This is a genomic window from Phenylobacterium sp. (genome assembly GCF_041691455.1).
Taxonomy (GTDB): domain Bacteria; phylum Pseudomonadota; class Alphaproteobacteria; order Caulobacterales; family Caulobacteraceae; genus Phenylobacterium.
Genome location: NZ_JBEPUO010000010.1, coordinates 41,587 through 55,323, shown reverse-complemented (window position 1 = coordinate 55,323; position 13,737 = coordinate 41,587). Strand labels below are relative to the sequence as shown.

General features: G+C 71.4%; 10 protein-coding genes. All 10 read left to right on the top strand.

The window, feature by feature from the left end:
- The first annotated feature begins 12 nt into the window (after positions 1-12).
- The gene (locus ACESMY_RS13770; protein ID WP_372785174.1) at positions 13-1,398 is read left to right on the top strand and encodes an ATP-binding protein; all 1,386 of its coding nucleotides are present in this window, start codon (positions 13-15) and stop codon (positions 1,396-1,398) included.
- 84 nt (positions 1,399-1,482) lie between these two features.
- Entirely contained in the window at positions 1,483-2,877 is a 1,395-nt protein-coding gene (locus ACESMY_RS13765) for a hypothetical protein (RefSeq protein WP_372785173.1), read from the top strand.
- Positions 2,878-2,928: 51 nt separating this feature from the next.
- Entirely contained in the window at positions 2,929-4,014 is a 1,086-nt protein-coding gene (gene ccmI, locus ACESMY_RS13760; RefSeq protein WP_372785172.1) for a c-type cytochrome biogenesis protein CcmI, read from the top strand.
- Positions 4,011-4,502 carry a cytochrome c maturation protein CcmE gene (gene ccmE, locus ACESMY_RS13755; RefSeq protein ID WP_372785171.1) on the top strand — a complete coding sequence of 164 codons (492 nt, stop codon included), beginning with the start codon at positions 4,011-4,013 and terminating at the stop codon, positions 4,500-4,502. Before ccmI ends, ccmE begins: the two co-directional genes overlap by 4 nt.
- Positions 4,499-6,475 (top strand): heme lyase CcmF/NrfE family subunit, encoded by a 1,977-nt coding sequence (locus tag ACESMY_RS13750; RefSeq protein ID WP_372785170.1) that lies wholly within the window; start codon positions 4,499-4,501, stop codon positions 6,473-6,475. Before ccmE ends, ACESMY_RS13750 begins: the two co-directional genes overlap by 4 nt.
- Positions 6,472-6,924 carry a cytochrome c-type biogenesis protein CcmH gene (locus ACESMY_RS13745; RefSeq protein WP_372785169.1) on the top strand — a complete coding sequence of 151 codons (453 nt, stop codon included), beginning with the start codon at positions 6,472-6,474 and terminating at the stop codon, positions 6,922-6,924. Before ACESMY_RS13750 ends, ACESMY_RS13745 begins: the two co-directional genes overlap by 4 nt.
- A 144-nt stretch (positions 6,925-7,068) precedes the next feature.
- Positions 7,069-8,667: a Do family serine endopeptidase gene (locus ACESMY_RS13740; RefSeq protein WP_372785168.1), complete on the top strand. Its 1,599-nt coding sequence runs from the start codon at positions 7,069-7,071 to the stop codon at positions 8,665-8,667.
- Positions 8,668-8,694: 27 nt separating this feature from the next.
- Positions 8,695-9,366 carry a response regulator transcription factor gene (locus ACESMY_RS13735; RefSeq protein WP_372785167.1) on the top strand — a complete coding sequence of 224 codons (672 nt, stop codon included), beginning with the start codon at positions 8,695-8,697 and terminating at the stop codon, positions 9,364-9,366.
- An 18-nt stretch (positions 9,367-9,384) separates the two neighbouring features.
- A complete protein-coding gene (locus ACESMY_RS13730) occupies positions 9,385-10,788 on the top strand; it encodes a sensor histidine kinase (protein WP_372785166.1) in 1,404 nt (467 codons plus the stop codon).
- A gap of 34 nt (positions 10,789-10,822) precedes the next feature.
- Positions 10,823-13,723 carry a bifunctional [glutamine synthetase] adenylyltransferase/[glutamine synthetase]-adenylyl-L-tyrosine phosphorylase gene (locus ACESMY_RS13725; protein ID WP_372785165.1) on the top strand — a complete coding sequence of 967 codons (2,901 nt, stop codon included), beginning with the start codon at positions 10,823-10,825 and terminating at the stop codon, positions 13,721-13,723.
- Positions 13,724-13,737: the final 14 nt, after the last annotated feature.

The following is a 13,737-nucleotide window of genomic DNA, read 5'->3' as shown; positions in this document are numbered from 1 at the left end:
GGCCCGCGCCGCATGATCCCGGCGGGGCTGCGCCATCCCTCGCTCGCCCGGCGGCTCGTGCTGCTGGCGCTGGGCTGGAGCCTGGCGGCCCTGGTGGTCACCGCGGTGGTCTTCGCCCTGCTCTTCCAGCAGGCGGCGGTCCGGCGGGTAGACCAGACGCTGAACGACCTGACGGTCAATCTGGTCACCTATTCGACGGTGGAGGACGGCCAGGTGTTCGCCCCGCCGTTCACCGACGAGCGGGCGCTTCGGGTCTATTCGGGGCGCTACTGGGAGATCGCCGAGCCGGCGGCGCGCGGAAAGCTCCGGCCGATCGCCAGGTCCCACTCGCTGTTCGACTCGGTTCTGGACGCCCCGCCGGACCTGGTGGCGCGGTTCAAGGCCAAGCCCGGCCTCTCCATTCATTACGACACCCGCGGCCCCCAGAATGAGCCGTTGCGGGCGCGGGCGCAGCAGAACTGGCTGCCGGGACGCAAGGCGCCGGTGATCTTCCTGGCCGCCGAGGACCGCAGCTCGGTCAACCGCGACGTCCAGGGCTTTGTCGTCGCCACCGCCGCGGCCTTCATCATCCTGGGCGCCGGCCTGATCATCGCCATCGTCGTCCAGGTGCGGGTAGGCCTGCGCCCGCTGTTCGAACTGCGGCGGGAGGTGGCGGCCGTGCGCCGCGGCCAGGCCGAGCGGCTGGCGGCGACCTATCCCAGCGAACTGACGCCGCTGGCCGACGAGCTGAACGCGCTCGTCGAGCATAACCGGCAGGTCGTCGACCGCCAGCGGACCCACGTGGGCAACCTGGCGCACGCGCTGAAGACCCCGATCTCGGTGATGATCGCCGAGGCCGGCCAGCGGCCGGGCCCGCTTGCCGAACTCGTCACCCGCCAGGCCGACGCCATGCGCCAGCAGGTCGACCACCACCTGCGCCGCGCCCGCGCCGCGGCCCGCACCCAAGGGCAGGGCGAGCGCACTTCGGTGGCCGAGGTGCTGGACGAACTCACCCGCACCCTGCAGCGCATCTTCCGCGACAAGGGAGTCGTCATCGACTGGGACGCGGCCGACGACCTCTATTTCCTCGGCGAGCGGCAGGACCTCTTGGAAATCGCCGGCAACGCCGTGGAAAACGCCTGCAAGTGGTGCAAGAGCCGGGTCCGCGTGCGCGCCGAAGCCTCGGGCCCCGAACGCTTCAAGCTGATCGTCGAGGACGACGGACAGGGCCTGCCGCCGGACCAGCGCGCCAAGGTGATGCAGCGGGGCGCGCGGCTGGACGAAACGGCCCCGGGATCGGGCCTGGGCCTTTCGATCATCGACGAGCTGGCGAGGGCCTACGGCGGCGCGCTCGAACTGGGCGACTCGGTGATGGGCGGCCTGCGCCTGGAGGCCGACCTGCCACGCGCAGCCGCCTGAAATCGCTCATCTCTTCGGACAACCTTAACTCGCGTTGTGCATATTCGAGGCAGCGGGACTTTGTTCCGCTCGCGGAGCTTGCCCATGGTCGCCCTTTCCGACCGGAAGATCGAGATCGTCAGGACGCTGGTTGAATCCGCGCCGGACAAGATCGTGGGCGGTCTGCAGAGGGCGCTGGCCGAGACCAGCGGCGACACGGTGCTGACCAGCGTGCGCCTGCTCGTCGAGGCCGAAGCCCGCGACCGCATGCTGCGCAACGGCGTCTTCCTGCCCGTCACGCCGCTCTTCGTCGGCGACGGCTCCGACAAGAACAGCCTGGTTTTCCCGGCGCGTGCGCTGGCCTGCATCTGGCGCGGGCTCAAGGTCCTGGCGCCCGAGGAGATCGCCGCCGCCGGCGACGCGGCCGATGCGGTGGTCAAGGCGATCTCGATCGATCGCCGCCCGCCCGACACCAGCGAGATCTTCGATGGCCTGGTCGAACTGACCGCCCACGCCCTGCGCACCAGCGACCTGCGCGACTTTCGCGCGGCGGTGGAGCTTTGCGACCGGGCCAGGCCCGGCGGCGCGGAGGCGCTCGCGGCCTGCCTCGACATTTCTCCGGTGGTGCGGCGCGCCGTCGCACGCCTGCCGGACTGGGTCACCCACACCAACGACGACACCAGCGCCGCGGCGCGGCTCGCCTACAAGGACTCCGTCGCCGTCGCAGAGGATGCGGGGCCGCGCTTCTTCGAGATGCTGGCCGGTCACCTCACCCCGCCGTGGATGGTGCTGCGGGTGATCTCGGCGGTCATGGACAAGCCCACCGAGCGCTACCTGGCGGATTCCGAGCTGGGGGGCTTCCCCGAGCGGGTGATGAGCAATATCGACGAGACCCTGAAGGCCATCGGCCATCTGGACGCCGACGGGGGACCGAAGGCGGGCCGCGCCGCGGCGGGTCTGGTGACCCTGGTCACCGAGCAGATCTTCGAGCTCGAGGTCTCCATCGAGCTGAACCGCGAAACCGGCTGGGGCCAGCGGATCCTCGGCCAGAAGCAATCCCTGGCCGCGGTTGTCGAGGCGCGGCTGCGCGACGCCGAGAAACTGGCGACGGCGGCCTTGCCGATGCAGTCCTCGGGTTTCTCGCGGATGCGCAAGACCTGGCCGAAGCTCGACACGCCCCCCGATCCCAAGGTGATCGGCCGGGCCACGACGCTCCTGACCTTCGCCCACGAGCTGCGGCATTGCGCCAATCACGGCGGCTTCTCCGCGACCCACGCCAAGGTCGGCGAACAGCTGGGCGGCATGATCGACCACTATGTGGAAGAGGTGCTCGACCACGTCCGCACGGGCGACGCGCCGGACCTGGCGCTGGCCCATAGCTACCTGAAGGTCGCCGCCAATTTCGACGGCCTGGTCCGCGACGAAAAGGCCGCCGAGCTGATCCGCCGCCGCGCCGCCGCGGTCTGCCTGGCCGAGCCGCCGGCCGACGACGACGCCTAAGGGCCGGATGACGCCCTCGCACTGAGGGGCGCTTTCAGCTAAACGCCGATCATGATCGCCTTCTGGGTCACTGCCGGCATCCTTTCGGCCGCGGCGGCCATCCTGATTTTGTTGCGCGCCGCCAAGGCCGCCGCCCGCGTGGAGCCGGCGGACACCACCTCCATGTTCTACCGCCGCCAGCTGGCCGAGATCGGCGACCTGGCCGACCGCGGCCTGCTGGGCGAGGGCGAGCGCAAGAGCGCCGAGGCCGAGGCCGGACGGCGCCTGCTGGCCGCCGCCGATCAGCCGGTCGAGGTCTGGTCGGCAAGCCCAAGCCGCGGCCCGGTGCTGGCCGCCGCGGTCGCCGCGCCGGCCCTGGCGCTGGCGCTCTATCTGGTGGTCGGCGCGCCGGGCGTGGCCGACCAGCCGTTCTCCGGCCGTCTGGTGAAGTGGCTGGCCTCCAATCCCGCGAGCCTCTCGCCGCCCGAGATGGCCGCGGTGCTGGGCAAGCTGACCAAGGACCGGCCGAACGACGCGGAGGGCTTCCGCTTCCTGGCGCTGGCCGAGGGGGCTTCCAACAACCCGTCCGGCGCCGTGCGGGCGCTGAAGCGCGCGGTGCGGATCGCGCCGCAGCGGAGCGACCTTTGGGAAATGCTCGGCGAGGCCGAAGTCTTCCAGGCCGGCGGTGGCCTGACCGACGACGCCCGTCAGGCCTTCGTCCAGACGCTCAAGCTGGACCCGAAGAGCGTCGCCGCCCGCTTCCACCTGGCCCGGGCCCGCATCAAGGCCGGCGACAAGGCCGGCGGCGTGGCCGACTGGAAGGCGCTGCTGGCCGACATGCGGACCGACGATCCTCGCCGCGCCGACCTGCAGCAGGCGATCGCCGAGGCGGAAGGCGCGCCCGCGCCCGCCGCGCCGCAGGGGCTCACCGGCGGCCAGATGACCGCGGTGCGCGGCATGGTGGCGGGCCTGGCCCAGCGCTTGGCCGCCAGCCCTGACGATCCCGCCGGCTGGGTGCAGCTGGTCCGCGCCTATGCCGTGCTGGGCGACACCGCCAAGCGCGACGAGGCCCTGAAGACCGCCCGCACCCGCTATGCGGCCAAGCCCGAGGTGCTCGCCGACCTCGCCAAGGCCGCGGCGACGGAGCGCATGAAATGAGCTGGCTGCCCAAGTCCCCCAAGGCGCGGCGCCGCCTGACCCTGGTGGCGGCGATCGCGCCGATCCTGATCCTGGCCGTGGGCCTGACGCTCTGGGGCCTCAGCGACTCGATCTCGTTCTTCTACACGCCCTCGCAGGCGGCCAAGGCGCATCCGCCCTCCGGCCGCTCGATCCAGCTCGGCGGCATGGTGCGGATGGGCAGCGTCCAGAAGCATTCCGACGGCCGCGTCGAGTTCGTGGTCGCCGACCGCACCGCGCAAAGCCAGGTGACCTTCCAGGGCGACCTGCCGGACCTCTTCCGCGAGGGCCAGGGCGTGGTCGCCGTGGGCGCGTTCAAGAGCGATGGGACCTTCGAGGCCAAGCAGGTGCTGGCCAAGCACGACGAGCGCTACATGCCGCGCGAACTGACCAAGCAGCTCAAGGCGCAGGGTGAGTGGCGTGGCGACGGTTCGACGCCGGACTATGCGAAGGCGAAACCCAACACATGATCGCCGAATTCGGCTCCTTCGCGCTGATCCTGGCGCTCGCCTTCGCCATCGCCCAGTTCGGGCTGTCGGCGGCGGGGCGTATCCGCCGTTCGACCGTGCTGGCCGCGGCGGGCGAGGGGGCGGCCCTGGCCTCCTTCGCGGGCGTGGCGATCGCCTTCGGCTGCCTGATCCACGCCTTCGTCACCTCCGACTTCTCGGTCGCCAACGTGGCCGCCAATTCGCACACCGAAAAGCCGATGCTCTACAAGGTGGCCGGCGCCTGGGGCAGCCACGAGGGCTCGATCCTGCTCTGGTGCTTCATCCTGACCGGCTATGGCGCGGCGGCCGCCACGCTCGGGCGCGGCCTGCCGAAGGGCCTGAAGGCGCTGATGGTGGCGACGCAGGGCGCGCTGGGCACGGTGTTCCTGGCCTACACCGTCTTCGCCTCCAATCCGCTGGCCCGCATCGCCCTGCCCCCTGTCGAGGGCGCCTCGCTCAATCCGCTGCTGCAGGATCCGGCGCTCGCGATCCACCCGCCGTTCCTCTACTCGGGCTATGTCGGCATGTCGGTGGTGTTTTCGCTGGCGGTGGCGGCGCTGATCGAGGGCCGGGTGGACGCGGCCTGGGCGCGCTGGGTGCGGCCCTGGGCGCTGGCCGCCTGGAGCCTGCTGACGGTCGGCATCACGCTCGGCGCCTTCTGGGCCTATTACGAGCTCGGCTGGGGCGGCTGGTGGTTCTGGGATCCCGTCGAGAACGCCTCCTTCATGCCCTGGCTGATCGCCACGGCGCTGCTGCACTCGGCGATCGTCACCGAAAAGCGCGGCGCGCTCGCGGGCTGGAGCCTGTTCCTGGCGCTCGGCGCCTTCACCTTCTCCATGCTGGGGGCCTTCCTGGTGCGCTCGGGCGTCCTGACCTCGGTCCATGCCTTCGCCGTCGATCCCCGGCGCGGCGTGCTGCTGCTGATCATCCTGGCCGTGACCTCGGGGACCGGCTTCACCCTCTTCGCCTGGCGCGCCCCCAAGCTGGCGCAAGGCGGGCTCTTCGCGCCGATCAGCCGCGAGAGCGCGCTGGTGCTCAACAACATCCTGCTGGCCGCCGCCACCGCGACGGTGCTGCTGGGCACCCTCTATCCGCTGATCCGCGAGGCGATGACCGGCGAGGCCATTTCCGTGGGACCGCCCTATTTCAACCTGACCTTCGCACCCCTGATGGCGGCGCTGGCGATCATCCTGCCGGCCGGGCCGCTGCTCGCCTGGAAGCGCGGCGATCTGCAAGGGGTCGGCCAGCGGCTGTGGGTCGCGGCCCTGGCGGCGCTGGGCGTCGGACTGCTGACCTTCGCCCTGGTGAGCCCCAGGAAGGTGCTGGGCGCGGCCGGCATCGCCATCGGCGCCTGGCTGATCGCCGGCGCGGCGGCCGAGCTGATCGAGCGCACGCGGGCCTTCCGCGTCTCCGCGCGCGACAGCTTCCGGCGGCTGACCGGCCTGCCGCGCGGCGCCTGGGGCATGACGCTCGCCCATCTGGGCCTCGGCGTCTTCGTGCTGGGCGCCTGTTTCGAGCTCGGCTGGAAGGCGGAGTCCGCCGAGACCCTGCCGATCGGCGGGGCGCTGGATGTGGGCGGCTACCACCTGGTGCTGGAAGGCGTCGGCCCGGTCGAGGGCCCCAACTACGACGCCGAGCGCGGGCTGATCCGCGCCAGCAAGGACGGAAAGCCGGTCTGCACCGGCGAACCGGAGCGGCGCTTCTATCCGGCCGGCGGCCAGACCACCTCGGAGGTGGCCATCTGCTACCGCGGCGCCTCGCATCTCTACATGGTGCTGGGCGAGCGGCGCGAGGCCCCGGGCGGCGCGCCGGTCTGGCTGGTGCGGGCCTATTGGAACCCCTGGGCGACGCTGATCTTCCTGGGCCCGGTGATCATGGGCCTGGGCGGCCTGATCTCGCTCTCCGACCGCAGGCTGCGGCTGGGCGTGGCGCGCCGGCGGGAACAGCCGGCGTGAGGCTGCGGGCGCTCGCAGCGGCCCTGGCGGGTGTCTTCTGCCTGGCGGCGGCGGCCGATCCGGCCGATCGCCTGCCCGATCCGGCCCAGGAAGCCCGCGCCCGGGCGATCTTCCAGGATGTCCGCTGCCTGGTCTGCCAGAACGAGTCGATCGACGATTCCGAAGCCGAACTGGCCCACGACCTGCGCCAGGTGGTCCGTCAGCAGGTGCGCCAGGGCCGCAGCGACGCGGAGATCAAGCGGTTCTTGACCGATCGCTACGGCGAGTTCGTGCTGATGACCCCGGCGTTTTCCTGGGTGAACCTGGCGCTTTGGGGCGGACCGTTCGTCGTTGTTCTCCTGGGGGCAGGCCTGCTCGTCGGACGACTTCGGAACCGATCTGTCGACGCGGAGCTATCTCCTGACGAGGCCGATCGTGTGAGACGACTGTCAGAAACCGATTCCGCCTGACATGATTGCGCCCAATATCCGTCCGAAAGCCGAGCGCAGGGTGACCTAAACGTAACTTGAGGGCGCTTGCGCTCTCGTGCATCGAACCTAGGTTTGTGAGGCGCGCCGCCTCCCCGTAAGGCGCGCACAGGGAACAGAAGTCATATGACCTCCAAGAAGACCGGTTATTTCCTGGGCGGCGTCGCCGCCGTCGGCGTCGCGATGGCGGCCGTGGCCGGGGCGCGGGTAAGCCTTCCCGCCACCCACGCCGACAACCAGGCGCATCTGATCAAGGCCTCGACGGCGCCGATCTTCGCGCCGCCGCCGGGCGCCCCGATGTCGTTCGCCGACATCTTCGACCGCGTTTCGCCGGCGGTGGTCTCGATCAATGTGACGAGCCGGGTGGACGCCAGCGCGCTGCGCAAGATCCCGGGCTTCGAGAACTTCCCCTTCGACCTGGTGCCCAAGGGCCAGGCGCCCGGTTCACGAGGCGACGGCGAAGGCGATGATGAAGGCGCGCCGCCGCAAGGCGGACGCACCGAGAAGGGCCAGCCGCGCCTGCCGACCCAGCAGTCGGCCGGCTCCGGCTTCTTCATCTCGCCGGACGGCTACATCGTCACCAACAACCACGTCGTCGAGAACGCCGAGACCATCAAGGTGGTGCTGAAGGACGAGACCGAGCTCGACGCCGTCGTCGTCGGCCGCGACGAGGGCACGGACCTGGCGGTGATCAAGGTCAAGGGCGGGCGGACGAACTTCCCATTCGTGAACTTCGAGAACGCCGGCAAGCCGCGGGTCGGCGACTGGGTGATCGCGGTCGGCAACCCGTTCGGCCTGGGCGGGACGGCGACGGCCGGCATCATCTCGGCCTACGGCCGCGACATCGGCGAGACCTTCGTCGACTACATCCAGATCGACGCCCCCATCAACCGGGGCAATTCCGGCGGCCCGACCTTCGACATCTATGGCCGGGTCATCGGGGTGAACACGGCGATCTTCTCGCCCTCGGGCGGCTCGGTCGGCATCGGCTTCGCGATCCCCGCCGAGGTGGCCGACGCGGTCACCAAGCAGCTGATCTCGGGCGGCAAGATCCAGCGCGGCTACATCGGTGCGACGATCCAGAACTTCACGCCGGAAATGGCGGAAGCCCAGGGCCTCGGGGCCCAGAAGGGCGCCATCGTCTCCGACCTCGTGCCCGGCGGTCCCTCGGCGCGCGGCGGGCTGATGCCCGGCGATGTGGTGGTGTCGATCAACGGCGTCTCGATCAAGAGCTCCTCGGAGCTGACCCGCGAGGTCGCGAAGGGCAAGCCGGGCGACACCCTGCGGCTCGACGTGGTCCGTGAGGGCAAGCATCACACCGTCGAGGTGCGCTCCGGCATCCGGCCGTCCGAGAAGGACCTGGCCTCCAACGACAACACCCCGGGCGGCGTTGACCGCGGCAATCCCGCGACGCCGCAGGCGCCGCACCCTTCGGTGCTCGGCATGGCGCTGGGCCCGCTGGATGAGGCCACGCGCCGGCGGCTGAACATTCCGCCGGAGCTCAAGGGCGTGCTGGTGGAGAGCGTCGAGCAGACCTCCGACGCCGGCCAGAAGGGCCTGCGCCGCGGCGATGTGATCGTCCAGGCGGGCGGCCGTCCGGCGGTCACCGCCGCCGACGTCGCCGCCGCGGTCGACAGCGCCAAGAAGGCCGGGCGCGCGGGCGTGCTGATCGGCGTGGTCCGCCAGGGCCGCACGATCTTCCTGCCGCTCAAGGTTTCCGGTTAGTCAGGGGCTTCGCGGGGGCGAAATGAGATGCGGATCCTGATTGTCGAAGACGACCTCGAAGCGGCCGAAGCCATGGAGCGGGGCCTCACCGAAGCCGGCAACGTCTGCACGCGCGCGGCCGATGGCGAGGAGGGCCTGACGGTGGCCCGCGACAACGAGTTCGACGTGATGATCGTCGACCGCATGATGCCGAAGATGAACGGCGTGCAGCTGATCGAGACCCTGCGGCGCGAGGGCGACCAGACCCCGGTCCTGTTCCTCTCCGCCCTGGGCGAGGTCGGCGATCGGGTCGCGGGCCTGCAGGCCGGCGGCGACGACTATCTGGTCAAGCCCTACGCCTTCGCCGAGCTCATCGCCCGCGTCGAGGCGCTCGCCCGGCGCCGCGAGACCGGCTCCGTCCAGACCCTGCTCAGGGTCGGCGAGCTGGAGATGGACCTGATCGGCCGCGCCGTGCATCGCCAGGGCAAGGAGATCGACCTGCAGCCCCGCGAATTCCAGCTGCTGGAATTCATGATGCGCCACGCCGGCCAGTCGGTGACCCGGACCATGCTCCTGGAGAAGGTCTGGGAATACCACTTCGACCCGCAGACCAACGTCATCGACGTGCACATCTCGCGCCTGCGCTCGAAGATCGACAAGGGCTTCGACCGGCCGATGCTGCAGACCGTCCGCGGCGCGGGCTACCGGTTGGACGCCTAGGCCGCGAGCGGCGCACCCATGCGCCTGCCGCGCATATTCCGCACCACGCCGTTCCGGCTGACGCTGCTCTTCCTGGCGTTGTTCGCGAGCGCCGCCAGCGCCTTCCTGGCCTACATCTATGTGGCCACGGCCGGCGAGGCCACGCGGCGCACCGACCAGGAGATCACCCGCGAGATGCACTCGCTGGTGGCCGCCTACGACCGGGCCGGGACCAATGCGCTCAACCAGTCGCTGATCGAGCGCGCCGCCAGCGAGCGGCCGTTCCTCTACCTGCTGATGGACAAGAACCGGAAGCCGATCTCCGGCTCCATCCAGGAAAGCCCGGTGGAGAAGTTCGCCGGCGCGCCCACCTGGACCAGCTTCTCGGTCACCGACCAGGACCCGGCGGGCCACACGGTCAAACACCCGGCCCGTGGCCTGCAGCAGCGGCTGAGCGGCGGCCAGATCCTGTTCGTGGGCGCCGACGTCGGGGCCGACGAGGCCTATGTGAACAAGATCGTCACCGCCCTGCAGGGGGCCGGCGCGCTGGTCGTGGTGCTGGGCCTGGCCGGTGGGGTGCTGGTCAGCCGCAACGTGACCCGCAGCATGGTCGGCCTGACCGAGGTGGTCGACGCCGTACGCAACGGCGACCTCGGCGCGCGCGCCCAGGTGCGCGGCACCCGCGACGAGTTCGACGAGCTGGCGGCGGGCGTCAACGAGATGCTCGACCGGCTGGAGCGGTCGATGGCTGGCCACCGCCACGCGGGCGACGCCATCGCCCACGACCTGCGCTCTCCCCTGACCCGGCTGCGCGCCCGGCTGGAGGCCGCCTCGCTCGACGTCGAGGCCGGCAAGGGCGATCCGACCCAGGCGCTCGCCCAGGCGCTGGAGGACACCGACGGGGTGCTGAAGACCTTCGGCGCGGTGCTCTCCATCGCCCGCCTGCAGGCCGCCGGCGCCGCCCCCGATCCGGTGCTGTTCGACCCGGCCGAACTGGCCGCCGACATCTCCGAACTCTACGAGCCGCTCAGCGAGGACAAGGGCATCGACTTCGCCGCGGAGTTCTCCAAGGACCTGCAGCTGCGCGGCAACCGCGAGTTCCTGGCCCAGGCGCTGGCCAACATCCTCGACAACGCGGTGAAGTACACTCCGGCCGGCGGCGCGATCATGCTGCGTGTGCGCCGCCGCTCCTCCGGCGAGATCGAGTTCTCGGTGACCGACACGGGGCCCGGCGTCCCCGACGGCGACCGCGAGCGGGTGGTCGAGCGGTTCGTGCGCCTGGAGAACAGCCGCAACCAGCCGGGGGCGGGGCTCGGCCTGTCGCTGGTCGCCGCGGTGGCCGAGGCCCATGGGGGAAGGCTGGAGCTCGCCGAGGGCCCCGGCAAGGTCGGCGAGATGGGCCCAGGCCTTCGCGTGGCGCTGATCCTGCCAAGGCCCGCTTGACCGCCGCGCCGCAAGGGTGGGAAGCCCTGCGGCGATGACGCTCGCCGAACAGATGACGCCCTGCGGCCCCGTGACCGACGAGAAGGCCGCGGCGCGGGCGCGCGAGATCATCGCCGAAACCGTGTGGGGCGCACGGCTCGAGCAGGCGTGGCCGGCGCTCGCCCCGATCTTCGCCGCCTCGCCCTATCTGGCGAGCCTGGCGCGGCGCGATCCGGCGCGTCTGGACGGTCTCCTGGCCGATGACCCGCGGGCGCGTCTCGAGGACCTGCTGATCCGGACGGCGGCCGCCGCGGCGTTCGACCTGGAGGCCGCGCAGGCCGGCCTGCGGGACCTGAAGGCGGAGCTGCACCTGCTGACCGCGCTCGCCGATCTGGGCGGCGTCTGGGACCTCGACCAGGTCACCGGCGCGCTCACCCGCTTCGCGGACGCCGCAGTGATCTCGGCGCTCGCCGTCGCAGCGCGAGGCGAACTCGAGGCTGGCCGCCTGACGCACCTGGGCGAGGGCGCCGAGGGGCCGGTGCCCGGCTGGTTCTGCATCGCCATGGGCAAGCAGGGCGCCTTCGAGCTCAACTACTCCAGCGACATCGACGTCTCGGTGTTCTTCGATCCCGACCGCATGCCGCTGGCCGAGGGGATCGAGCCGGAAGCCTTCGCGGTGCGGCTGACCCAGCGGTTGTCGGACCTGATGCAGGCCCGGACGGCCGAGGGCTATGTCTTCCGCATGGACCTGCGGCTGCGGCCCGATCCGTCCTCGACCCAGGCGGCAGTGCCGATCCCGGCGGCGATCGAGTACTACGAGAACGTCGGCCAGAACTGGGAGCGGGCGGCCTTCATCAAGGCGCGGCCCTGCGCCGGCGACCTCCCGGCCGCCGACGCCTTCCTGGGCGAGCTCAGCGCCTTCGTCTGGCGCAAGAACCTCGACTTCGCCTCCATCGCCGACATCCATTCGATCAAGCGCCAGATCCACGCCCACAAGGTCGACGAGCGGGTCTCGGCCAAGGGCGTCGACCTGAAGCTCGGCCGTGGCGGCATCCGCGAGATCGAGTTCTACGTCCAGACCCAGCAACTGATCCTCGGCGGCCGCAATCCGGCGCTGCGCAGCCGCCGCACGCTCGATGCGCTGGCCGCGCTCGTCGAGGCGGGGCATGTGGCGCCGGAGACCGCCGCGGAGCTCAGCGAGGCCTACAACCGCCTGCGTTCGGTCGAGCACCGCATCCAGATGCTGGCCGACGAACAGACCCACAAGCTGCCGGAGTCCGACGCCGACCGCCGGCGTGTGGCGGCGCTCGCCGGTTTCGACAAGCTGCGCAGCTTCGATGCGGCCATCACCCGCACCCTGAAGCGGGTCAACGCCCGCTACGGCGAGCTCTTCCCGTCCGAGGAGCCGCTGTCTTCGCGGTTCGGCAGCCTGGTGTTCACCGGCGTCGAGGACGATCCGGCGACGCTGGCGACCCTCAAGCGGATGGGCTTCTCGAATCCGGCCTATGTGGCGAAGACCATCCGCGGCTGGCACCACGGCCATATCCCGGCCACGGCCACCGAGCGCGGCCGCGAACTCTTCACCCGGCTCGCGCCGCGGCTGCTCGACGCCGCCCATGCCACCGGCTCGCCGGACACCGCCTTCAACCGCTTCGGCGCCTTCTTCGCCAACCTGTCGTCCGGGGTGCAGCTGCAGTCGCTGTTCCTGGCGCAGCCCAACCTCTTTGAGCTGATCGTCCAGGTCATGGCCTTCGCCCCGCGCCTGGCCGCGACCCTCGCGCGGCGGCCCGCCGCCATCGACGCCATGCTCGACGGCGCCTTCTTCGAGACCATCGACCTCGCCGAGGACCGCGCCTTCATGCAGGCCGCCGTGGCGCGGGCCGCTTCCGAGGCAGAAGGGGGCGGCTTCGAGGCGGCGATGGACGCGGTGCGCGTGGTGCATCGCGAGCAGGCCTTCCGGGTCGGCGTGCAGGTGATGAGCGGGTCGGCGAGCGCGGTCACCGCAGGCAAGGCCTTCGCCGACCTCGCCGACCTCTGCATCGCGGCGCTGGCGGGGGCGGCGCTGGCGGAGACCGAGCGGCTGGGCGGCGCCTTCGCGGGCGACGTGGCGGTGGTGGCGCTCGGCAAGTGCGGGTCGCGGGAGATGAGCGCCGGCTCCGACCTCGACCTGATGACCCTCTATCGGGCCGCCGATCCGGCCGGCGCCTCCGAGCTGAAGGGCTGGGACGGGGTCACCTTCTACGGCCGCTTCACCCAGCGCCTGATCGCCGCGCTGGCCAGCCAGACCGCCGAGGGCGGGCTCTATGAGGTGGACATGCAGCTTCGGCCCTCCGGCACCAAGGGGCCGGTGGCGGTGAGCTTCGCGGCCTTCGAGGGCTACTACGAAGCCGAGGCCGAGACCTGGGAGCTTCTGGCGCTGACCCGCGCGCGGGTGGTCTGGGCGACCGGCGAGGCCTTCGCCGGGGCGGCGCAAGGGGCGATCGACGAGGCGCTGCGGCGGCCCCGCGACCGCGCCCAGACCGCGCGCGACGTGCGCGAGATGCGCGAGCTGATGGCCCTCGAACGCCCTCCGAAGGGGGATTGGGACCTGAAGCTCTCGCCCGGCGGGCTGGTGGACATCGAGTTCGCCGCCCAGTTCCTGCAACTCGCCCACGCCGCCGAGGGCGGGCCGATGAAGCCGAACACCGCCGAGGCGCTGGCCGCGCTACGGGACGCAGGCCTGGCGCCGGTCCAGCCGCTCGGGGAGCTGGAGCGCGCCTGGCGCCTGCAGCAGGACCTGACACAGCTCCTGAAGGTGGCGCTGGAGGACGGCGCCGAGCCCGTGGGCGAGCCGGCCGCGTTCCGCGCCTTGCTGGCGCGGGCCGGCGGGGCCAAGGATTTCCGCAAGCTGGTGTCGTCGCTGAAAGCGGCCCAGGCCGCGGCGCATGCGGCCTACGAGGCGGTGGTCGTGGGCTAGGACGTCGGAGGCGC

What these genes read in the sequence shown, in the direction of transcription:
- ACESMY_RS13770 (WP_372785174.1), top strand. Translation starts at nt 13, where the DNA reads ATGATCCCGGCGGGGCTGCGCCATCCCTCGCTCGCCCGGCGGCTCGTG.
- ACESMY_RS13765 (WP_372785173.1), top strand. Translation starts at nt 1,483, where the DNA reads ATGGTCGCCCTTTCCGACCGGAAGATCGAGATCGTCAGGACGCTGGTT.
- ccmI (WP_372785172.1), top strand. Translation starts at nt 2,929, where the DNA reads ATGATCGCCTTCTGGGTCACTGCCGGCATCCTTTCGGCCGCGGCGGCC.
- ccmE (WP_372785171.1), top strand. Translation starts at nt 4,011, where the DNA reads ATGAGCTGGCTGCCCAAGTCCCCCAAGGCGCGGCGCCGCCTGACCCTG.
- ACESMY_RS13750 (WP_372785170.1), top strand. Translation starts at nt 4,499, where the DNA reads ATGATCGCCGAATTCGGCTCCTTCGCGCTGATCCTGGCGCTCGCCTTC.
- ACESMY_RS13740 (WP_372785168.1), top strand. Translation starts at nt 7,069, where the DNA reads ATGACCTCCAAGAAGACCGGTTATTTCCTGGGCGGCGTCGCCGCCGTC.
- ACESMY_RS13735 (WP_372785167.1), top strand. Translation starts at nt 8,695, where the DNA reads ATGCGGATCCTGATTGTCGAAGACGACCTCGAAGCGGCCGAAGCCATG.
- ACESMY_RS13730 (WP_372785166.1), top strand. Translation starts at nt 9,385, where the DNA reads ATGCGCCTGCCGCGCATATTCCGCACCACGCCGTTCCGGCTGACGCTG.
- ACESMY_RS13725 (WP_372785165.1), top strand. Translation starts at nt 10,823, where the DNA reads ATGACGCTCGCCGAACAGATGACGCCCTGCGGCCCCGTGACCGACGAG.